The 21145-nt window shown below is 75.3% G+C and carries 19 protein-coding genes; 12 read left to right on the forward strand and 7 right to left on the reverse strand.

What is annotated here, in order from left to right; all coding sequences use genetic code 11:
• The first annotated feature begins 180 nt into the window (after positions 1–180).
• The 8 genes from mtrA to secA all read left to right on the forward strand — a co-directional run bounded on the left by mtrA (position 181) and on the right by secA (position 12484).
• Positions 181–861 (forward strand): MtrAB system response regulator MtrA, encoded by a 681-nt coding sequence (gene mtrA / locus ACFU9A_RS20745; protein WP_430577195.1) that lies wholly within the window; start codon positions 181–183, stop codon positions 859–861.
• Entirely contained in the window at positions 848–2629 is a 1782-nt protein-coding gene (gene mtrB, locus ACFU9A_RS20750; RefSeq protein WP_430577196.1) for an MtrAB system histidine kinase MtrB, read from the forward strand. Before mtrA ends, mtrB begins: the two co-directional genes overlap by 14 nt.
• Complete coding sequence (locus tag ACFU9A_RS20755; protein WP_430577197.1) at positions 2626–4350, forward strand: LpqB family beta-propeller domain-containing protein; 1725 nt, start codon at positions 2626–2628, stop codon at positions 4348–4350. Before mtrB ends, ACFU9A_RS20755 begins: the two co-directional genes overlap by 4 nt.
• A gap of 131 nt (positions 4351–4481) precedes the next feature.
• Positions 4482–5354, forward strand: a complete 873-nt coding sequence (locus ACFU9A_RS20760; protein WP_430577198.1) for a ComF family protein — start codon at positions 4482–4484, stop codon at positions 5352–5354.
• Positions 5355–5546: 192 nt separating this feature from the next.
• Positions 5547–6209: a ribosome hibernation-promoting factor, HPF/YfiA family gene (gene hpf, locus ACFU9A_RS20765; RefSeq protein ID WP_430577199.1), complete on the forward strand. Its 663-nt coding sequence runs from the start codon at positions 5547–5549 to the stop codon at positions 6207–6209.
• A gap of 257 nt (positions 6210–6466) precedes the next feature.
• Entirely contained in the window at positions 6467–7705 is a 1239-nt protein-coding gene (locus tag ACFU9A_RS20770) for a winged helix-turn-helix domain-containing protein (RefSeq protein WP_430577200.1), read from the forward strand.
• 94 nt (positions 7706–7799) lie between these two features.
• Positions 7800–9404: a cation:proton antiporter gene (locus ACFU9A_RS20775; RefSeq protein WP_430577201.1), complete on the forward strand. Its 1605-nt coding sequence runs from the start codon at positions 7800–7802 to the stop codon at positions 9402–9404.
• Positions 9405–9574: 170 nt separating this feature from the next.
• A complete protein-coding gene (gene secA / locus ACFU9A_RS20780; protein WP_430577202.1) occupies positions 9575–12484 on the forward strand; it encodes a preprotein translocase subunit SecA in 2910 nt (969 codons plus the stop codon).
• A 78-nt stretch (positions 12485–12562) separates the two neighbouring features.
• On the opposite strand, the gene ACFU9A_RS20785 is transcribed toward secA, so the two are convergent.
• Together ACFU9A_RS20785 and ACFU9A_RS20790 are read right to left on the reverse strand one after the other, a co-directional pair.
• Positions 12563–13195: an Rv3235 family protein gene (locus ACFU9A_RS20785; RefSeq protein WP_430577203.1), complete on the reverse strand. Its 633-nt coding sequence runs from the start codon at positions 13193–13195 to the stop codon at positions 12563–12565.
• A 43-nt stretch (positions 13196–13238) separates the two neighbouring features.
• Entirely contained in the window at positions 13239–14039 is an 801-nt protein-coding gene (locus ACFU9A_RS20790; RefSeq protein WP_430577204.1) for a LysM peptidoglycan-binding domain-containing protein, read from the reverse strand.
• A gap of 157 nt (positions 14040–14196) precedes the next feature.
• On the opposite strand from ACFU9A_RS20790, the gene ACFU9A_RS20795 reads away from it, so the two are divergent.
• Entirely contained in the window at positions 14197–14745 is a 549-nt protein-coding gene (locus ACFU9A_RS20795; protein WP_430577205.1) for a hypothetical protein, read from the forward strand.
• 12 nt (positions 14746–14757) lie between these two features.
• Here ACFU9A_RS20795 and ACFU9A_RS20800 read toward each other — a convergent pair whose 3' ends face one another.
• Positions 14758–14967 (reverse strand): helix-turn-helix domain-containing protein, encoded by a 210-nt coding sequence (locus tag ACFU9A_RS20800; protein ID WP_430577206.1) that lies wholly within the window; start codon positions 14965–14967, stop codon positions 14758–14760.
• Between the two features lie 133 nt (positions 14968–15100).
• On the opposite strand from ACFU9A_RS20800, the gene ACFU9A_RS20805 reads away from it, so the two are divergent.
• The 3 genes from ACFU9A_RS20805 to ACFU9A_RS20815 are packed head-to-tail and all read left to right on the forward strand — an operon-like array spanning position 15101 to position 17702.
• Positions 15101–15757, forward strand: a complete 657-nt coding sequence (locus ACFU9A_RS20805; protein WP_430577207.1) for a hypothetical protein — start codon at positions 15101–15103, stop codon at positions 15755–15757.
• On the forward strand, positions 15757–17124 hold the full coding sequence (locus ACFU9A_RS20810) for a hypothetical protein (RefSeq protein WP_430577208.1): 1368 nt from the start codon (positions 15757–15759) through the stop codon (positions 17122–17124). Before ACFU9A_RS20805 ends, ACFU9A_RS20810 begins: the two co-directional genes overlap by 1 nt.
• 44 nt (positions 17125–17168) lie before the next feature.
• Complete coding sequence (locus ACFU9A_RS20815; protein WP_430577209.1) at positions 17169–17702, forward strand: DUF6912 family protein; 534 nt, start codon at positions 17169–17171, stop codon at positions 17700–17702.
• An 18-nt stretch (positions 17703–17720) separates the two neighbouring features.
• On the opposite strand, the gene hisN is transcribed toward ACFU9A_RS20815, so the two are convergent.
• The 4 genes from hisN to ACFU9A_RS20835 all read right to left on the reverse strand — a co-directional run bounded on the left by hisN (position 17721) and on the right by ACFU9A_RS20835 (position 21130).
• Positions 17721–18542 carry a histidinol-phosphatase gene (gene hisN / locus ACFU9A_RS20820; protein WP_430577210.1) on the reverse strand — a complete coding sequence of 274 codons (822 nt, stop codon included), beginning with the start codon at positions 18540–18542 and terminating at the stop codon, positions 17721–17723.
• 76 nt (positions 18543–18618) lie between these two features.
• Positions 18619–19191, reverse strand: coding sequence for a hydrolase (locus ACFU9A_RS20825; RefSeq protein ID WP_430577211.1), 573 nt, complete (start codon positions 19189–19191; stop codon positions 18619–18621).
• Positions 19188–20651: an MFS transporter gene (locus ACFU9A_RS20830; RefSeq protein ID WP_430577212.1), complete on the reverse strand. Its 1464-nt coding sequence runs from the start codon at positions 20649–20651 to the stop codon at positions 19188–19190. The genes ACFU9A_RS20825 and ACFU9A_RS20830 overlap by 4 nt, the downstream gene beginning before the upstream one ends.
• On the reverse strand, positions 20648–21130 hold the full coding sequence (locus ACFU9A_RS20835) for a MarR family winged helix-turn-helix transcriptional regulator (RefSeq protein WP_430577213.1): 483 nt from the start codon (positions 21128–21130) through the stop codon (positions 20648–20650). Before ACFU9A_RS20835 ends, ACFU9A_RS20830 begins: the two co-directional genes overlap by 4 nt.
• Positions 21131–21145: the final 15 nt, after the last annotated feature.

Raw genomic sequence — 21145 nt, forward strand, 5'->3', positions numbered from 1 at the left:
GGGGGGTGCTCCGGGCGCCCGCGGGGGGGGGGGGGGGGGGGGGGGGGGGGGGGGGGGCCCCCCCGGGGGGGGGGGGGGGGCCCGGGGGGGGCCGCCGGCCCCCCCGACCCTAGTACGCGGGACGGCGTCGCTCACGCGGCGCTCCACAGGACGTCCCGCCGGACCTGGCAGAATGGGCCCATGAAGTCCCGTGTCCTGGTGGTCGACGACGACACTGCGCTGTCCGAGATGATCGGCATCGTCCTGCGTTCCGAAGGGTTCGAGCCGACGTTCTGCGCCGACGGCGACGGCGCGCTCGTCGCCTTCCGCGACGAGCAGCCCGACCTCGTCCTGCTCGACCTGATGCTCCCCGGCAAGGACGGCATCGAGGTCGCCCGCGAGATCCGCGCCGAGTCCGGCGTGCCGATCATCATGCTCACCGCCAAGACGGACACGGTCGACATCGTGCTCGGCCTGGAGTCCGGTGCCGACGACTACGTGACGAAGCCCTTCAAGCCGAAGGAGCTCGTCGCGCGCATCCGGGCGCGCCTGCGCCGCACCGACGAGCCGGGCCCCGAGCGCCTGCGCGTGGGCGACGTCGAGATCGACGTCACCGGCCACAACGTGGTGCGCGACGGCGAGCGCGTCAGCCTCACCCCGCTCGAGTTCGACCTGCTCGTGGCCCTCGCCCGCAAGCCCTGGCAGGTCTTCACGCGCGAGGTGCTGCTCGAGAAGGTCTGGGGCTACCGGCACAGCGCCGACACGCGCCTGGTCAACGTGCACGTGCAGCGGCTGCGCTCCAAGGTCGAGCGCGACCCCGAGAACCCGACGGTCGTGCTGACCGTGCGGGGCGTGGGCTACAAGGCCGGTGCCCCGCGCTGAGTCCGCCGCGCGCCGCGTCCGCCGGACGTGGCGCCGGTGGCGCGCCTGGACCGTCTCGCGGACGCGGTACGTCGTCCGTCGGTGGCGGTCCTCGCTCCAGCTGCGGGTGGTGACGTCGGGCCTCGCGCTGGGCGTGGTCGCCGTCGCCCTGCTGGGCCTGTACCTGTCCGTCTCCATCCGCGACGGCCTGTTCGAGCAGCGCCTCGACCGCATCGAGCGCGAGAACGCGTCCATGACCGAGCAGGTCCGCACCTCGTTCTCGAACTCGCCCGCGACCTCCACGTCCGACCTGCAGCTCCTGCTCGCGCAGATGGTCAAGACGCTCGACGCGGGCGCCTCGAGCGCGCAGGACTTCCTCTTCCTCAACCCGCCGGACCAGCCGCAGCGGCTCGCCGACACCGGGACGCAGACCGGGCTGAAGTCGATCATCAGCGAGAACCTGCGCGCGGCGACGCTCGCCAGCGACGGCCAGGTGCTGCAGTCCGTGCAGATCCCCTCGGAGTTCACGAACTCCGAGGCGCCCGAGCCCGGCGTCGTCGTCGGGTCCACCGTCGAGGTGCCGTCGATCGGGACCTACGAGCTGTACGCCATCTACTCGCTGCAGTCCGAGCAGCAGACGCTGTCGTTCGTGCAGCGCACGCTGGGGATCGGGGCGCTGGCGATCCTCGCGCTGCTCGGTGTGCTCACGTGGGTCGTGACGCGGCAGACGGTCGCCCCGGTGCGGCGTGCGGCCACCGTCGCGTCGCGCCTGGCCGACGGTCACCTCGACGAGCGGCTGCCCGACGCCAAGGGGCAGGACGAGATGGCGACGCTGACCCGCACGTTCAACGAGATGGCCGCGAACCTGGAGGACCAGATCGCGCGGATGGAGGAGCTGTCCGCCGCGCAGCGCCGCTTCGTCTCGGACGTCTCCCACGAGCTGCGCACGCCGCTGACGACGATCCGGATGGCGGGCGAGGTCATCCACGCCTCGCGCGAGGACCTGGACCCGGCCGCGCGGCGCTCGGCCGAGCTCCTGTACGCGCAGCTGGACCGCTTCGAGGTGCTGCTGACCGACCTGCTGGAGATCAGCCGGTTCGACGCCGGCGCCGCCGTGCTCGACGTCGAGCAGCGCGACGTGCGCGACATCGTCGCCTCGGTCGCGGAGGCGTCGATGCCGCTCGCGGAGACCAAGGACGTCTTCCTGTCCGTGACGCTGCCGGACGAGCCCGCGACGGCCGACGTCGACCCCCGGCGCGTGGAGCGCGTCGTGCGCAACCTCGTCGTGAACGCCGTCGAGCACGCCGAGGGCAAGCCCGTCGAGGTCACGGTGGGGGTGGACCAGGCCGCCGTCGCGGTCGTGGTGCGCGACCACGGCGTGGGGCTGTCGCCCGACGAGATCGAGCGGGTCTTCCACCGCTTCTGGCGCGCCGACCCGGCGCGGGCCCGCACGACGGGGGGCACCGGCCTCGGCCTCGCGATCGCGCTCGAGGACGCGCGCCTGCACGCGGGCTGGCTCGAGGCCTGGGGGCGGCCCGGCGAGGGGGCGAGCTTCCGCCTCACGCTGCCGCGCCGGGCGGGCATCCGCCTCGAGCGCTCGCCCCTGCCGCTGGAGGGCCCGTCGAAGGGCGTGTCGGCGCCGCCCACGGGGCAGCTGCCGGTGGTGAACCCGCCGACCGGCCCCACGCCGACGGCGATCCCCGAGCTCGGCGTCGTCGACTTCGACGGGGTGGACATCGTCCACCAGCCCGTCCCGCAGCTGAGGCCGGACCACGAGGAGGACCGATGACCGCAGACCCTGCTCGCCGGCGCTCCCGCGCGGCCGCCGCCCTGGTCTCGGCCGTCCTCGTGCTCGTCGTGACGGTCGCGTGCGCACGCATCCCCACCAACGGCCCGGTCCGCGACGGCGACACGCAGCTCGAGAACCTCAGCGAGATCGGCTACATCCCCGCGGGCCCGACGGCGGGCGCCAACCCCGACCAGATCGTGTCGGGGTTCCTCAGCGTCGCCCAGCTCGGCCCGACGTCGAACACCTCCTACTCCGTCGCGCAGGAATACCTCACGGCGCCGGCGTGGGAGGGCTGGGACCGCTACTCCCGGGTGCTCGTGCTGGCGGAGGACCCGCAGCTCGACCCCGTCGACGTGCCCGAGGACGCGACGGAGACCACGGTCACCGCCTCGGTCCGGGTGGTCGCGACGCTCGACGAGCGCGGGATGTACACGGAGGAGGCCACGCCCTACACGTTCGACGTGGCCTTCGGGCTCACGCGCAAGCCGGGCGGCGAGTGGCGCATCTCCCAGCTCGACGACGGCCTCATGCTCCCGTCGGCGTTCTTCAGCCAGGCCTTCCACACCACGACGCTCTACTTCCCGACGCCGGACCTGACCTGGTGGGTGCCGGACGTGCGCTGGTTCCCGCGTCAGACGTGGCGCACCGACGCCACCAGCGAGATCCTCGCGGGCCCGCCCGAGTGGCTCCAGGACTCCACGACGACCGTCATCCCGGAGGGCACCTCCCTCGCCATCGACGCCGTCACGGTCACGGACGACGGCTCCATCGACGTCAGCCTGACCTCCACGATCACGCAGGCCAGCGCCGAGGACCGCGCCCTCGCGGTCGCGCAGCTGCAGGCGACGCTGGCGGAGGGGGAGGGCCGCACCGTCGTCCTGTCCGAGGGCAACACTCCGCTCACCACGACCGGCACCAGCGCGCTGTCCGTGCCGCGGACGACCGGCGACGCGCTCGCCGTGACGGACGGGCGGCTCCAGCGGGTCGTCGGGCGCGAGCTGACCGAGCCGAAGCAGCCGGTCTCGCTCGCCGGCCTCGACCCGACGGCCCTCGCGGTCGGGCCGGGCGACGACCCGGTCGTGGTGCGCGACCGGTCGCAGGGGATCGTCCGCGTCTCCGGCGACGACGCGCCCTCCGTGCTCATGACCGGGAAGGACCTGGTGCCGCCGTCGATCGACCGGTTCGGCGCGGTGTGGACCGCGCAGGGGTCGAAGCTCCGGGTCGCGCTCGCGTCGGGGCAGGTGCGGACGCTGGACGTCGACTGGCTCTCGTCGCGCACCGTGCGGTCCGTGCGGGTCTCGCCGGAGGGCGCGCGGGTGGCGATCGTCAGCTCGGGGCCCAGCGGGCGGCTCGTGCACGTGGCGGGCGTGGTCCGCGACGCCGAGAACGTCCCGACCGGCCTCTCCGCACCCGTGCAGGTCGGCGCGTCCGTGCGGCAGGTGTCGCAGGCGACCTGGCAGGACGAGGCGACCCTCGCCCTGCTGGGCAAGGAGTCCGACGGCGACGGCGCGGTGTTCCTGGCCGGCGTGGGCGGCCTCGCGGGGCAGGGCGGGCTGTCGCGGGCGCTGGCCGGGGTCACCGACCCGAGCTGGGTGACCGGCTCGGTCGGCACGGGCGCGATGCTCGCCATCGACGACGGCGGCACCCTCTACTCGCGGCAGAGCTCCGCGCTGTGGTCGATGGTCGCCGACGACGTCGACCTGGTCGCCTACCCCGGCTGACGCGTCCGCGCGCACGCGCCCGGGACGCTCCGCCGCCGCGCACCGGACGGACGCTGCCCCCAGGTCGGTGCCGTCCACGGCACGGCCGCGGGGCCGCCGCCCGGGACGCGGTGCCGGTGAGCCTGGTCGGCATGCGCCCACCGCCCGCCGCGCCCGCCGTCCGACCTGCCGAGGCGCCACCGCCCGCCCGCCCGCCCGCGCCGCCCGCGGAGCGCTCCTGGCCGGCCGGCTGGCTGCGCGAGCTGGGTCGGCTGGTCGTCCCCGTGGCGTGCCCGGGCTGCGGCGCGCTCGACGTCCTGTGGTGCGCCGGGTGCGCCGCGCTGCTCGACGGGCCGGCGTCCCGGGTCGAGGGGGCCGCGCCCCGGCCGGACCGGCTCGACGGCGTGCCGCCGCTCCCGGTGTGGGCGCTCGCGGCCTACACCGGCCCGGTGCGCGAGCTCGTGGTCGCCTGGAAGGACCGCGGCCGCGTCGACCTCGACCGGCTCGTCGCGCCCCGCGTGGGCGCCGCAGCCCGGGACGCCGCCCCGGCCGTCCGCGAGGCGTGCCGCGGACGCCGGCTCCTCGTCGTCGGCGCGCCCTCCACCGGCGCCTCCCGACGGTCCCGCGGACGCGACCACGTGCGGGCCCTGACCCGTGCCGTCGCGGCCGGTCTGCGCGACGCCGGGGTCCCCGCCGACGTCGTCCCCGCGCTGGTCCGCCGCGGCCGCGGGCGCGACCAGGTGGGGCTCGGGGCCCGCGCCCGTGCCCGCAACCTCACCGGCTCCGTCGCCGTGCGGCGGGGCGTCGTCGAGAGCCCCGACGGCACCCCCGCGGCGGTGCTCCTCGTCGACGACGTGCTCACCACCGGGTCCACCCTCGCGGCCGCCGAGCGGGCCCTCGAGGGGGTCGGTGCCGACGTCGTCGGTGCCCTCGTCGTGGCCGCGACACCCCCTCCCGGGACCGTCACGAGACCCGTGACGGATCTCCCGCCGCCCCCGGTATACCTCGCGCTCGGGAGGGGTTAGCCTGGGGGTCCCACGCGGGCGGACAGCCCCGAGACCACGGTCCGGGACGTCCTTCCGTGCGACCCACGAGCGGTCCGGACCAAGCGTCCGGCGACCCGGGAGGTGGTGCCGAACACGGCGCCCCACAGGGTGCCCAGACCGGAACTCGGGGCCGCTCGCGAGGGTGGCCTCACGACGAAGTGGAGCAACACGATGGAGATCGTCGTCGTCGGCAGGCACACGGAGGTGGCGGACAGGTTCCGCCGTCACGTGGAGGACAAGCTGAGCAAGGTGACCCAGCTCGCACCGGCCGCCCGTCGGGTGGACGTGGAGGTGACCCGGGAGAACAACCCGCGGCTCTCCGAGGTCCGCGAGCGGGTCGAGCTGACCGTGCGCGACAAGGGGCCCGTGATCCGCGCGGAAGCCGCGGCGGACGACCGGTTCGGCGCCCTCGACATCGCGTTGGACAAGCTCACGGAGAGGTTGCGCCGCTCGCGCGACCGCCGCAAGGACCACCGCCGCCGCGCCAACGACGTCCTCCCTGCCGTGGACGTCCGCACCTTCGACCAGGTGGCCGCGGCCGAGCCCGTCGCCCCGACGCCCGCGCCCGTCGCACTGGCCGAGCCCGGCGACGCCGTCGAGCAGCAGCTCGGCGACTCCCCGGTCGTCATCCGCCGGAAGCTGCACCACGCGGAGCCCATGACCGTGGACGACGCGGTGTACCAGATGGAGATGGTGGGGCACGACTTCTTCCTCTTCATCGACAAGGAGACGGCCCGCCCGTCCGCCGTGTACCGGCGCCGGGGCTGGACCTACGGCGTCATCGAGCTCGACTCGACGGTCGGTGGCGTGGAGCCGGTGACTGAGCTGACGTGATCTGCTCTCCGCACCTCTCGGTGCGGTCGGAGCCGGTCGAGGCCTGCGGCGCGGGGACGCGTTCACGGGCGCCAGGGCGCCCTCCACTTCGGGAGGGATACGTCCCCGCGCCGCAGGCCTCGACCGGCTCCTCGCATGTCACCTCGGCTTGAGGCTCCGTCTCGTCAGGGTCTGAGCTGCTGGGTGCTGGGGTGCGGGTGCTGGCGTGCGGGTGCTGCGTGCCAGGTCCTGTCGGTGGGGTTCGGCAGGATGGGCGGGTGGACTCCCTCTCGCTCGCGCAGGCCCGCCGTGTCGCCCTCGGGGCCCAGGGGCTGCACCGGCCGAGGCCTGACGTCGCGGACGGCGGCGGCGTGACGATGCGGCGGGCGATGGCGACCGTCGAGCGGCTCAACCTGCTGCAGATCGACTCCGTCAACGTGCTGGCCCGGGCGCACCTGATGCCGCTGTACTCGCGGCTGGGGCCCTACGACGTGGGGCTGCTGGACCGGGCGGCGGGCCGGGCGCCGCGCAAGATGGTCGAGACGTGGGCGCACGCCGCGTCGTACGTGCCTGCCGAGACGTACCCGCTGCTCGACTGGCGGCGCCGCGACTACCTCGGGGAGGCGTGGGGCACGATCTCCGGCACGCCGCTGGCGCACGCGGCCGAGCTGGAGCTCGTGCGGGGGATGGTCGCCGAGCGGGGGCCGGTCACCGCGCGCGAGATCCACGACGAGCTCGTCGCGCACGGGCACTCCGGCCCGCGCTCGCGCGAGGAGTGGGGCTGGAACTGGACGATGGCCAAGCGTTGCCTCGAGTTCCTGTTCTTCACGGGCGAGGTGATGTCGGCGCGGCGCAACACCGCCTTCGAGCGGTGCTACGACCTGCCCGAGCGGGTGCTGCCCGCCGCGGTGCGCGCCGCCGGCCCCGTGCCCGACGACGAGGCGGTGCGCCGCCTCCTCGAGCTCGGCGCGCGGGCGCACGGCGTGGGCACCCTCCGCTGCTTCGCCGACTACTTCCGTCTCAAGGGACCCGCGGTGCGCCGCGCGCACGCGGAGCTCCTCGAGGAGGGCGTGCTGCAGCCCGTCGAGGTGCGGGGCTGGGGCGAGCGCACGTTCCGGCACCGCGACGCGCGGCTCCCGCGCCGCGCCGAGGCCAGGACGCTGCTCAGCCCGTTCGACCCGCTCGTGTGGGAGCGGCGCCGGCTCGAGGCGCTGTTCGACGTCTTCTACCGGATCGAGATCTACGTCCCCGCGCCGCAGCGGGTGCTCGGGTACTACGTGCTGCCGTTCCTGGAGGGCGACGCGATCACCGCGTTCGTCGACCTCAAGGCCGACCGGCAGGCCGGGGTGCTCCGCGTGCAGGCGGCGCACCCCACCGTGCACGCCGGGCCCGGCACCGCCGGCGCGCTGGGCGCCGAGCTGGACGTGCTCGCGGGATGGCTCGGCCTGGAGTCCACCGGGGTGTCGCCCGCCGGGGCCCTCGCCCCGGCGCTCGCGGACGTCGTGCGCGCGGCGTGACCCGCGCCGCGGCGGCGGCGCTCGTAGGATCGGCGCGTCACGACGTCGGGCGTGCCGCCGTCGGACCCGGATCGGGAGCAGGTCAGGAGCGCTGATGGCCACGGCCGTGCTGTACCTCGCCGCCGCGCTCGTGGGCGGGCTGGCGGCGACCTTCCTGCGCCTGCCGCCCCTCGTCGGGTTCCTCGCCGCAGGGTTCGCGCTCGGGGCCACCGGGGCGCCCGAGCTGCCCGGCCTGGAGACGGTCGCGGAGCTCGGCGTCGCGCTGCTGCTCTTCGCCATCGGGCTCAAGCTCGACGTCCGCTCGCTGCTGCGGCCCGAGATCTGGCTCACCACCCTCGTCCATCTGGTGCTGACCGTCGCCGTGGCGGTCGGGTTCCTCGGCCTGCTCGCGGTGGTGGGCATCACCCTGCTCGCCGACGAGTCGTTCGGCTCGCTGGCCCTCGTGGGCCTCGCCCTGTCGTTCTCCTCGACGGTCTTCGTGGTCAAGGTGCTGGAGGACCGCTCCGACGCGACGGCGCTCTACGGCCGCATCGCCGTCGGCGTGCTCGTGGTGCAGGACGTCGTCGCGGTGGTCTTCCTCGCGGTGTCCACCGGCGAGCCGCCGAGCCCCTGGGCGTTCGCGCTCGTGGCCCTCGTCCCCGGCGCCTGGCTGCTGCGCCGCATCTGGGACCGTGCCGGGCACGGTGAGCTGCAGGCGCTGTTCGGCGCGTTCGTCGCCCTCGTGCCCGGCTTCTGGCTCTTCGAGATCGCCGGCCTGTCCGGCGACCTGGGCGCGCTGGTCATGGGGGCGCTGCTGGCGGGGCACCCGCAGTCCACCGAGCTGTCGCGCTCGCTGCTGACGGTGAAGGACCTCGCGCTGGTCGCGTTCTTCCTCCAGATCGGGCTGCACGGCATGCCGGCCCCGGTCGACGTCGCCATCGCGCTCCTCCTGCTGCTCATGCTGCCGCTGCAGGTGGCGGTCTACGCCCTCCTGCTGTGGCTGATGCGGCTGCGCCGCCGCACCTCGTTCCTCGCGGGGCTCGCGCTCGGCAACTTCTCCGAGTTCGGGATCATCGTCGTGGCCTTCGGCGGCACCGCCGGCCTGCTCGACGAGGAGTGGACCGTCATCGTGTCCCTGGCGGTCGCGGCCAGCTTCGTCGTCTCCGCCGTCGTCAACCGGCGGGGCGTGGAGCTCGCCACGCGGCTCACCGCCCTCCTGCCGCGCCGGGACGTGGACAAGCTGCACCCCGACGACCGGCCGGTCGACATCGGCCAGGTGGACGCCCTCGTCCTGGGCCTCGGACGCGTCGGCTCGGCCACGTACCGGCGGCTGCGGGACGTGCACGGCCTGTCGGTGATGGGCGTCGAGCACGACCGGACCCGGGTGGCCGCGCTGCGCGACGAGGGCATCGCCGTCGTGCCGGCCGACGCCACCGACACCGAGTTCTGGGCGCGGGTCAAGCGGGCCGGTCGCGTGCGCCTCGCCGTCCTCGCGATGCCGTTCCACAAGGCGAACCTCATCGCGCTCGCGCGGCTGCGGGCCGCGGGCTTCGGCGGCCGGGTGGCGGCGATCGCGCGGTACGACGAGGACGCCGCGGAGCTGCGCCGGCACGGCGCCGACGCCGTCTTCCACCTGTACGGCGCGGCGGGCGCCGAGCTGGCGGACCGGGCGGCGAGCGAGCTCGCCGCGGGCGGCGGCCGCGGCGACGCGGCGTCCTGACCGTTCGTCCGTCGCGAACCCGCACCTGACTTTCAGGTGATCGGCCTAGGATGGCTTCGGTGTGACCCAGGCGACGGCGCGGACGGGCGAGCTCCCGCCGCCCCGTCGGCCGTCCGTCGCGCCGCACGGTCCCGGACATCCCCGGGGCGCCACCGACCCTGGAGTACTGCGTGCCTGCGATCCTCGAGAAGGTCCTCCGAATTGGCGAGGGCCGGATTCTCAAGAAGCTCAACAGTCTGGCCGAGCAGGTCAACCGGCTCGAGCCCAGCTTCGAGGAGCTGAGCGACACCGAGCTGCACGAGGAGACCGACCGGTTCAAGGAGCGGCTCGAGCACGGCGCCGGCCTCGACGAGCTGCTCCCCGAGGCGTTCGCCGCCGTCCGCGAGGCCGCGCGCCGCACCCTGGGGCAGCGGCACTTCGACGTGCAGCTCATGGGCGGCGCGGCGCTCCACCTCGGCAACATCGCCGAGATGAAGACCGGTGAGGGCAAGACGCTCGTCGCGACGACGGCCGCCTACCTGAACGCGCTCGAGGGCAAGGGCGTGCACGTCGTCACGACCAACGACTTCCTCGCGAAGTACCAGGGCGACCTCATGGGCCGCGTGTTCCGCTTCCTCGGCATGACGACCGGCGTCATCGTCTCGGGCCAGTCGCCGGAGGAGCGCCGCAAGCAGTACGCGGCCGACATCACGTACGGCACGAACAACGAGTTCGGCTTCGACTACCTGCGCGACAACATGGCGTGGTCGCCCGACGACCTGGTCCAGCGCGGCCACCACTTCGCCATCGTCGACGAGGTGGACTCGATCCTCATCGACGAGGCCCGCACCCCGCTCATCATCTCGGGGCCGGCGTCCGGCGACGCCAACCGCTGGTACACCGAGTTCGCCAAGGTCGTGCGCCGCCTCTCCCTCGACACGGACTACGAGGTCGACGAGAAGAAGAAGACGGTCGGCGTCCTCGAGCCGGGCATCGAGAAGATCGAGGACTACCTCGGCATCGACAACCTGTACGAGTCGCTCAACACGCCGCTCATCGGCTTCCTCAACAACGCCATCAAGGCGAAGGAGCTGTTCAAGCGCGACAAGGACTACGTCGTCCTCAACGGCGAGGTCATGATCGTCGACGAGCACACCGGCCGTATCCTCGCGGGCCGCCGCTACAACGAGGGCATGCACCAGGCCATCGAGGCGAAGGAGGGCGTGGAGATCAAGGCGGAGAACCAGACCCTCGCCACGATCACGCTGCAGAACTACTTCCGCCTCTACGACAAGCTCGCCGGCATGACCGGTACGGCCGAGACCGAGGCCGCCGAGTTCCAGGGCACGTACAAGCTCGGCGTGGTGCCGATCCCCACCAACCGGCCGATGGTCCGCATGGACCAGGCCGACCTGGTCTACAAGAACGAGGACGGCAAGTTCAACGCCGTCGTCGACGACATCGTGGAGCGCCACGCGAAGGGCCAGCCGGTGCTGGTCGGCACCACGAGCGTCGAGAAGTCGGAGCTGCTCTCGGGCCTGCTCAAGCGGGCCGGCGTGCCGCACAGCGTGCTGAACGCGAAGGAGCACGAGCGCGAGGCGTCCGTCGTCGCGCAGGCGGGCCGCAAGGGCGCCGTCACCGTGGCGACCAACATGGCCGGCCGCGGCACCGACATCATGCTCGGCGGCAACGCCGAGTTCCTCGCGGTCTCCGAGATGGCCGAGCGCGGGCTCGACGCGGCGGAGGACCCGGAGGAGTACGAGGCCGCCTGGCCCGACGTCCTCGAGAAGGCCAAGGGCGCGGTGGCCACGGAGCACGAGGAGGTCACCGAGCTCGGCGGCCTGTACGTGCTCGGCACCGAGCGTCACGAGTCGCGCCGCATCGACAACCAGCTGCGCGGTCGTTCCGGCCGTCAGGGCGACCCCGGCGAGTCGCGGTTCTACCTGTCGATGCAGGACGACCTGATGCGCCTGTTCAACTCCGGCCTCGCGTCGTCGATGATGGACCGCGCCGGGTTCCCCGACGACATGCCGCTCGAGTCGAAGATGGTGACGCGCGGCATCCAGAGCGCGCAGTCGCAGGTCGAGGCCCGCAACTTCGAGATCCGCAAGAACGTGCTCAAGTACGACGACGTGCTGTCCCGGCAGCGCTCCGTCATCTACGCCGAGCGCAAGCGCGTCCTCGAGGGCGAGGACCTCGAGGACCAGGTGCAGCACTTCCTCACGGACGTCGTCACGGCGTACGTCGAGGGCGCGACCTCCGAGGGCAACCCCGAGGCGTGGGACCTGGACTCGCTGTGGACCGCCCTGAAGTCGGTGTACCCGGTCACGATCACGCCCGAGGACGTGGTCGAGGAGGCCGGCGGCGTCGGTCGCCTCAGCCACGAGATGGTCCTGGAGGAGCTGCTCTCGGACGCCCGCGTGGCGTACGCGGCGCGCGAGGAGACCCTCGGCGAGGCCGCGATGCGCCAGCTCGAGCGCCGCGTGGTCCTCTCCGTGCTGGACCGCAAGTGGCGCGAGCACCTCTACGAGATGGACTACCTCAAGGAGGGCATCGGCCTGCGCGCGATGGCGCAGCGCGACCCCCTGGTCGAGTACCAGCGCGAGGGCTTCCAGCTCTTCCAGGCGATGACCGAGGCCATCAAGGAGGAGTCGGTCGGGTTCCTGTTCAACCTCGATGTGCAGGTGCAGCAGCCCGGCGCCCCCGGTGGCCCGGTGATCTCCGCGGCCAGCGCGGCGGCCGCCGCGCAGTCCGGCGCCGGCCAGCTCGTCGGCGCCCCGGTCGCCGAGCCGACGCCGGTGGTCGAGCCCGAGGCGCCCGCGGAGCCCGAGCCCGCCCCCGTGGCGGAGGCGGAGCCGGTGCTCCTGGCCAAGGGGCTCGACGCCCCGGCGCCGCAGCGGCTGTCGTACTCGTCGCCGAGCGAGGACGGCTCGACCACGACGACGGGCGGCGCCACGCGCCGGTCGCGCCGGGAGCTGCACGGCGAGGCGACCGCGGCCACCAGCGACGGCCGGAGCTTCCCGGGCACGCCGCGCAACGCCCAGTGCCCGTGCGGCTCGGGCAAGAAGTACAAGGTGTGCCACGGCGTCAACGAGGAGTGACCCGGACGCCCTGAACCACCGGTGAGCACGGAGCCCCGACCCGCGACAGCGGGCCGGGGCTCCGTCGTTCCGGGACGGTCAGCCGATCTCGAGCACGGCCACCCGCCAGGCCCCGCGCCGGGCCTCCAGCCGCACGGCGGCGGCGCGCACCCGACCGTCGTCGTCCAGCACGACGGTGGCCTCGGCGACGTCCTCGCCCAGCCGGACCAGGCGGACCCGCCGCACCTGGACGGGCCGGTGCTGCTCCGTGTGGCGCACGGGGTCGTGGGCGAGCCCGATGCGGGCGCGCTCGGCGAGCTGGTCGCGCACCTGCGGCGTCACCCAGCGGGCGAGCTGCGCGGAGGGCCGTTCGCCGCGCAGCACCTCCACGGCGGCACGCACCACCGCGCAGCACTGCGCCGTGGGGTCGGGCAGGGGCGCCGGCTCGTCCTCGCGGAGCGGTCGGCGCGGGGCGTCCGCGTCGTCGTCCCCGGGCCGCCGCACGCCCTCGGAGCCGACGCGCACCCGCCGCACCCGGGGCCCCGGGCGGGTGCTCGCCTCGGGATAGCCCGCCGGGCGGTCCCGCCGCGGCGGGGCGGAGACGCGGAGCGGGCGGTGGCCGGCGCCCTCGGCGGGGGCGGCGTCCGCAGGTGTCCCGGGGCCGGGCGTCTCCGGCGCGGGCGCACGGCGCTCGGCGGCGGTGGTCTCGGTGGGGGTGGTCGTCGCGGTCATGGTGCCCTCCGGTGGGTGCGGGTGTCGTGGGACGTCCGGGCCGTCAGGCGGGGGCGCGCAGGATCTGGCCGGGGAGGATGCGGTCCGGGTCGTCGCCGACGACGTCGCGGTTGGCCTCGTGCCACCGCGTCACCTCGCCGAGGACCTCCGCGTCGGACGGGGCGCCGCCCAGGGCGTCCCGCGCGATGTCCCACAACGTGTCGCCACGGAGCACCACGCGGGTGCCGTCGGTGTCGTCCGTCGCGTCCTGGACCGCGGAGGTGCGGGCGACGGGCGTCGCGGCGACCGTCTCCGACCGCTCCGCCGCGGGCGGGACGGCGGGGACCCCGGCGGTGTCCGCCCCGCCGGCGGCGTCCGCGGGCGCGAGGTCCTCGGAGGTGGGCTGCCAGCCGAGGTCGAGGACGACCGACGCCTCCCCGGCGGGCTCGACCGGCGGGAGGTCGGCGGCGAGGGCGGCCGTGGGGGCGAGGGCGAGACCCGCTCCGACACCCACGCCGACGGCGGAGCGGACGAGCCGCCGGACCGCGGCCGGCGCGAGGCGCTCGACGGCGGCCTCGCCCGCGCGCCAGCGGCGGCCCAGCCGTGCGGCGGCGACGCACGCGAGGGCGAGGGAGCCGCTCAGGAACAGCCACGCGGCGGCGACGAGCCCCGCGGCGAGCACCCCGAGCTCCACCCACCGGTCGACGGTGAGGCCGGTGGCGCCCGCCGACGTCACCGGCACGAGGGACGCCGTGCGCAGCACCAGCGCCGTCCCGACCACGCCGGCGACGAGGGTCAGGAGGACCAGGCGGCCGAGACCGTCGTCGTCCCGCGGGTGCCGTGGGGTGCCGCTGCTGCCGGACATCAGGTCTCCTTCGTCCTTAGCCTCGACCAAAGTTCACATCTGATGATGATGGTTGATAGCGGTTGATGGTGTCTGGTGCTCGATATTGAAGCGGACTGGTGCCGGTCTGTCTACCCGGGCATCCTGTGGGCACCGGTCGCGCGACGAGAGGAGCCTCATGACGGGCACGGGTCCGGCCAGGTGGGAGCTGCTCTTCGCCGACCTCGAGGCGCGCTTCGACGCCGAGGCGGCCGCGGAGCGCGAGGGTGCCGTGGCGGAGCTGACGCGTGCCGAGCAGGCGTCGATCCCGCTGGTCGACCGGCTGCGGGCGGCGACCGGTGCGGTGCTGCGCCTGGAGCTGCTGGACGGGGAGGGCGTCGAGGGTCGCGTGGCGAGGGTGGCGCGCACGTGGGTGCTCCTCGACGGCCAGGGAGCGCGCGGCCGGGTGCAGCACCTGGTGCCGTTGCCGGCGCTGGCCGCGGTGGTCGGGCTCGGGCTGCACGCGGCGCCGTCGCGCGCCCGGACCGACGGGCTCGGGCTCGGTCACGTGCTGCGCGGTCTGCAGCGCGACCGGGCGCGGGTGCTGGTGCGGACCGCCGGGGGGTCGGTCACCGGCCGGATCGGCCGGGTGGGCGCCGACCATCTCGACGTGGAGGAGGCGGACCGCGCGCGGCCGGTCGTGCGCACGGTGCCGTTCGGTGCCGTCCTGCGGGTCAGCGAGGCCTGACGGCGGCTCGGCTCAGAGGTCGCCCGAGGCGATCCGCTCGCGGGTGCGGGCGTACTGGTGCTCGATGTACTCCTCGAGCTTGCTGGCCTCGACCCGCCACACCTTCTTGGGGCCCACCTGGATCGCGGGCAGCTCGCCCGAGCGCACCAGGGAGTACGCCTGCGTGCTGGAGATGTTGAGCAGCTCCTGCACGTCGGCGAGGGAGAGGAACCGGCTGGTCATACGGGCATTCTGGCACAGCGATGATCGCCGTTGGCGGCGGTTGTCCACAGTGGATGCCCGAAGCACACGTGGGGTCGCCGATGATAGGTTCCGGCCGGCGCGACGCTGCGCCCCAGAACCCCGGAGGACGTCCGTGAGCACCGACCCCTTGCCGGCACCCGTCGCGGCACGACTGCGCCGCCCCACCTGGCGCGACCCCCGGCTGGTGGTCGGGGTCGTCATCGTCGCGGCTTCCGTGGCCCTCGGGTCGTGGGCCGTCTCCTCGGCGGGGCGCACGGTGCCCGTGTACGTCGCCGACGGCACGCTCACGCCCGGCGAGACCGTGGACGTGGCCCGGCTGCGCACGGTCGACGTGCGGATCGACTCGGGCACCGAGCTCTACGTGCGTGCCGACCAGGAGCTGCCGGAGTCCGTGGTGGCGCTGCGCGTGGTCGACGACGGCGAGCTCGTGGCGCGATCGGCCCTCGGGGATGCGGCCAACGTGGACGTCCGCTCCGTCTCCGTGCCCGTGGACCAGGCGATGTCCACGCGTGTCACGCCGGGCGCCGTCGTCGACCTGTGGGCGGTGCCCGAGGCGCCCGCGGGGTCCGACGCCCCCGCCGCGGACCCGTCACCGCTGGTCACGGACGTCGTCGTGGAGCAGGTGGACGAGGCCGGCACGGGGCTCGTCGTGTCCGACGGGGCGACGCTGCACGTGCTCGTCCCCGCCCCCGACCTGCCCGCGGTCCTGCGGGCGCTGGGCGACCCGGGGACCGTCACCGTGGTGCCGCAGGCCGGGACCGGCGTGTGATGGCCGCCGCGGTGACCGTGCTCTGCGCGGTGCGGGGAGCGGCCGAGACCGACGTCGTCGTCGCGCTCGGCGCGCCCGGGTCGGGGACGACGGTGACGCGCCGCTGCGGCGACCTCGCCGAGCTCCTGGGCGCCGCCGCGGCGGGAGCCGGGACCGTGGCCGTCGTGTCCGCCGACCTCGCGGGCCTGGACCGCGAGGCGGTGGGCCGGCTGCACGCCGCCGGGGTGCGGGTCGTCGCGCTCGGCGACGACGCCGCGCCGGTCGCCCGCCTGCAGGGCCTCGGGGTCGACGCCGTCGTCGAGCGGTACGACGAGGCCGTGCTGCTCTCCACCGTCCGCGACGTCGCCTCCGTGCGCACGGGTCCCGGCGGTCCGGGAGGTGGGCCCGCCGACCTCGTGCTCGGGTCCGGCGGCCCGCGCGGCCCGCGCGACCCGCTCGACGACCTGGTCGCCGGGGACGGCGGCGAGGATCTCGCGGCGGACGACGCCGGGCCGCGCCACGGCCGGGTGGTGACGGTGTGGGGGCCGGTCGGGGCGCCGGGCCGCACGACGACGGCGCTCGAGCTCGCGGCCGCGCTCGGAGGACTTGCCGGTCGACGCCGGCGGCACGGCCGGGCGCGTCGCGACGCGCCGGCGCCACGGCAGGACGCCGTGCTCCTGGTCGACGCCGACACCTACGGGGCCTCCGTGGCCGCCCGGCTGGGCCTGCTCGACGACGCGCCGGGCCTGGCCGCCGTCGCTCGGGCGGCCGGCCAGGGCGCCCTCGACCTCCCCACGCTCGCCCGCCACAGCCCGGTGGTCGAGGGCCGGCTGCGGGTGCTGACCGGGATCACGCGGGCGGCGCGGTGGCCCGAGCTGCCCGCCAGTGCCGTCGAGGTCGTGCTGGAGCGGGCCCGGGAGCTCGCCGACTGGACCGTCGTGGACTGCGGCGCGCTCCTCGAGGCCGACGAGCTGCTCATGTACGACACGCACGCCCCGCAGCGCAACGCCGCCACGTTCGCCGCGCTGCAGGCGGCGGACGTCGTGGTGGTGGTCGGGGCGGCCGACCCGGTCGGGATCCAGCGGCTCGTGCGCGGCCTGGAGGACCTGCGCGACGTGCCGGTGGCCGTCGCGGGGGAGCGGGTCGTCGTGGCGAACCGGGTGCGGTCGTCGGCGGCCGGCGCCCGTCCGGAGGGCGCCGTGCGGGACGCGCTCGCGCGGTACGCGGGCGTGGACGACGTGCATCTCGTCCCGGACGACCCCGCCGGGCTCGACGCCGCGCTGCTCGCCGGGCGCACCCTCGCGGAGGAGGCGCCGGACTCGCCGGTGACGGCGGCGTTCGAGGCGCTCGCGGGGCGCGCCCGGGCGGCGGCGTCCGCGGCCGTCTGACCGTGGTGCGAGCGGCACGGCGCCCGGGGCGGCAGACTGTGCGCATGCGCATCTATGTTCCCGTCACGCTGGACGAGCTCGAGGGTGCGGCCGTCGCCGCCGGGGGCGTGCGCTGGGACCTCCCCGCGCGCCGGGCGCACGCCGTGACGCCGGCCCTGGTGCGCGAGCTGTCCGACGACGACGACGAGACCCGCGAGTACGAGGCGTTCCTCGCCGCCGCGGACGACTCCCTGGCTCTGGTCGCCGCGCGCCGCGGCGTGCCCCCGCTGCGCGTGGTCGTCTCCCTCGACGTGCCCGACGCCTCCGTGACGGCGGCCGACGGCGCCGAGGAGCCCAGCGCGGTGGACGTCGGAGCGCTGGCCGGTGTCGCGGTCGTCGCCGTCCACGTCGACGAGCCGGAGGCCGCCGCCGACGTCCGGGCCGTCCTGGCGGCCGCAGACGAGGAGAACGACGCCGAGCGCGCGGGCGACGTCGGCGCCCTGTCCGAGGAGGCGCTGGATGCCGCGCTCCAGCGCGTGACCGACCGCGACCTGCTCTGGTACGACCCCACGGAGATCTCGCAGATCCCGCGCCCCTGAGGGCGTGAGCGGCGGCTGTCAGCCGAGGTAGACGAGCGCCTCGTCGTGCAGGTGGCCGTTGGTGGCCAGGGCGCTGCGGTGCCACGGGCCGGGGGCGCCGTCGAGGGCGGTGAAACGGCCGCCGGCCTCGGTGACGATCGGCACGAGGGCGGCCATGTCGTAGACCTCGAGCTCGGGCTCGGCGGCGACGTCGGCCGCGCCCTCGGCGACGAGCATGTACGACCAGAAGTCGCCGTAGCCGCGGGTGCGCCAGACCTGCCGGGTGAGGTCGAGGAAGCCGTTGAGCTTGCCGTGCTCCTCCCAGCCGGACAGGGAGGAGTAGGCGAACGAGGCGTCGGAGAGCGAGCTCACGCCGGACACCGCCATGCGCGACGCGGACGCGAGCGACTTGCCCGTCCAGGCGCCGGAGCCCTTCGCGGCCCACCAGCGGCGGCCGAGCGCGGGCGCGGAGACGAGGCCCATGACGACGTCCTCGCCGTCGGCCAGCGCGATGAGCGTGGCCCACACGGGCACGCCGCGGACGAAGTTCTTGGTGCCGTCGATCGGGTCGATGATCCAGCGGCGGGCGCCGCTGCCGGCGGAGCCGTACTCCTCGCCGACGATGGCGTCGCGGGTGCGCGCCCGGTGCAGCTGCGCCCGGATGAACTCCTCGGCGGACCGGTCGGCGTCGCTCACGGGGGTGTTGTCGGGCTTCGTCTCCACGCGCAGGTCGAGCGCCTTGAAGCGGGACATCGTGATGGCGTCCACCTGGTCGGCGATGACGTGGGCCAGGCGCAGGTCGTCCTCGTACGTGCGCGCGGGGCCGCTGGTCGGGCTGGGAGACGGCTGTGTGTACGGCACGGTCACACCGTAGCGGTCCGACGGCGCCGCCAGGGCCCCGGCACGCGGGCGCGAGACAGAAGCCGGGACGCGGAGGTCAGTCGCCCAGGATCTCGAGCAGCTGGGCGGTCGTGCCGCACTCGCCGAGGCGGGGGAAGAGGCGTTCGGTGGAGTGGCGGTGGTCCTCGGCGGACCGGTCGCCCATGGCGTCGGTGACGAGGGAGACGTGGTAGCCGTGCTCCTGCGCGGCACGGGCGGTGGACTCGACGCCGATGCTCGTGGCGATGCCGGTCAGCACGACCTGGGTCACGCCGCGCCGGCGCAGCTGCAGGTCGAGGTCGGTGCCGTAGAAGGCCCCCCAGTTCCGCTTGGTGACGACGATGTCCGACGCGGCGGTGTGCAGGTCGGGGGAGAGGACGTCCCAGCCCTCGGGGCGCGCGCCGCCGCGCGGGGCGTCGGTGCGGCCGGGCACGGCATCCGCGCCGTCGGGCGCCGCGGTGACGCGCACGAGGACGACGGGCAGGTCGCGGGCGCGGAAGGCGTCGGCGAGCGTCGCGCTGCGGGCGAGGACGGCGTCGGCGGGGTGCGGCTCGACGGGCATCGCGAGGATGCCGGCCTGCAGGTCGACGACGACGAGCGCGGTGCGGGGGTCCAGGGTGGTGAAGGTCATCGGGGGTTCTCTCCGGAGGTGGGGGCGGGCGGGGACGTGGGGGCGGCCGGCCGGCGCCGCAGGGAGCGGTCGGCCAGGGTGAGGACGCCGGCGGCGACGGCGCAGCCGATCATCGCCAGGGCGAGGTCGTGCAGGCCGGTGGTGGTGGGGCCGTCGGCGTAGAGGGCGGCGATCGCCGCCGTGGAGACGAGCGCGCCGACGTACATGAAGGTGCGCAGCAGCCCGGCGGCGGCGCCGACGGACGCGCTGTCCGCCTGCTGTGCGAGGGCCTTCTGGTTCGCGAGCCCGGACAGGCCCTGCATGCCGCCGATCCCGACGCCGGCGACGACGAGCACCCAGGTCGGGCTGCCGGGCTGCACGACGGCGAGGACGGCGGCGCCGACCAGCAGGGACGCCGCTCCGACCAGCAGCGCGGCCCGGACGGGCGCCCGGCGCCCTGTCGCCGACGCCACGGTGACCGCGACGACCGAGGTCGGCAGCATGAGGAGCCCGGCGGCGGCCTCGCCGAGGCCGCGGCCCTGCTCGAGCCACTGCACGTAGCCGAACATGAACGCGTACGTCGCGGTGGCCGTCAGGAGGGCGCGGGCGTACGTGAGCAGCAGCGGGCGGTTCCCGGCCAGCAGCCGCAGGTCGATGAACGGGTGGGCGGTGCGCAGCTCGTGCCGCGCGAAGCCGGCGCCCGTCACGACGGTCACGGCGAGCACCCACCACGGGGTCGCGCCGACCAGCACCAGCATGAGCGAGGTGAGCGCCGCCGCGAACAGGGCCACCCCGGCCACGTCGAGGCGCGCCGCGACGGAGGGGCGGGCGGCGCCGTCGGCGACGGTCAGGTCGGTGGTGCCCGGCACGCGGGGCAGGCGCAGCCCGCCGAGCACGAGGCATGCGACCGCGAGCGGGACGTTGACCAGGAAGAGGGTGCGCCAGCCGCCGAGCCCCACGAGGAGGCCGCCGAGCGTCGGGCCCACGATCATCACGACCTGGTTCGTCACCGCCAGGACCGTGAGGACGGCGGCGGTGCCGCGCCCCTCGCCGGACCTGTCGGTGGCGCGCCGCACCAGCGACATCGCCGCCGGGTACGCGGCACAGGTGCCCAGGCCCAGGAGGGCGCGGGCCAGCACGAGCAGGCCGAGCGTGGGCGCGAACGCGCCGAGCAGCCCGGCGACGCCCACCAGCGCGGTGCCCACCAGGTAGGGGCGGCGGGGCCCGACGAGGTCGACCACCCGGCCCACGACGGGCTGCGCCACCGCGGTGACCAGGTAGAGCGCCGTGACCAGCCAGACCGTCTGCGCCGCCGGGGCGCCGAACGCGATCCCGATGGGCACCAGGGCCACCGCGATCATCGACGAGTTGATGGGGTTGAGCAGCGAGCCCAGCGCCAGCGGCAGGGTGAGGCGGGTGTCGTAGCCCTCCGCCGCGGCGGCCGTGGCCGGGCGGGAGGAGGCGCGGTGCAGCAGCGTCACGGGCGGGCGGCCCCCCGGGGGAGGGCGGCGTCCGGGCCGTCCAGCAGCGTGCGGTCCAGGAGGGCGAGGACGGACGTGACGGCGGCGAGCTCGTCGCCGCTGAGGCGCTCCTGCAGGGCGCGGGTCAGCCACTCCTGCCCGGCCTCGCGACGGCCCTCGACGAACGCTCGGCCGTCGTCGGTGAGGGACACCACCTGGCGGCGGCCGTCGGTCGGGTCGGGGTCGCGGCGCACGAGCCCGCGCACGTCGAGGACGCCGAGGGTGGCGCCGAGCGACTGCGGCCGGACCCGCTCGGCGGCGGCGAGCGCGCTGGGAGACGCCGGGCCGTGCTTGGCCAGCCGCGAGAGCAGCGCGGTCTGCGACGGGGTCAGCTCCTGGTTGTCGCTCAGCTCGATGAACCGGCGGCGGAGCCGGCCGACGAGGGAACGCAGCTCGCGGGCGGCGGCCGCGGCCTGGGCGGGGTCGGGGGAGACGGGCACGGCTCCACCGTAGAA

The sequence above is a fragment of the Isoptericola sp. NPDC057653 genome, from assembly GCF_042799955.1.
Lineage (GTDB): Bacteria > Actinomycetota > Actinomycetes > Actinomycetales > Cellulomonadaceae > Isoptericola.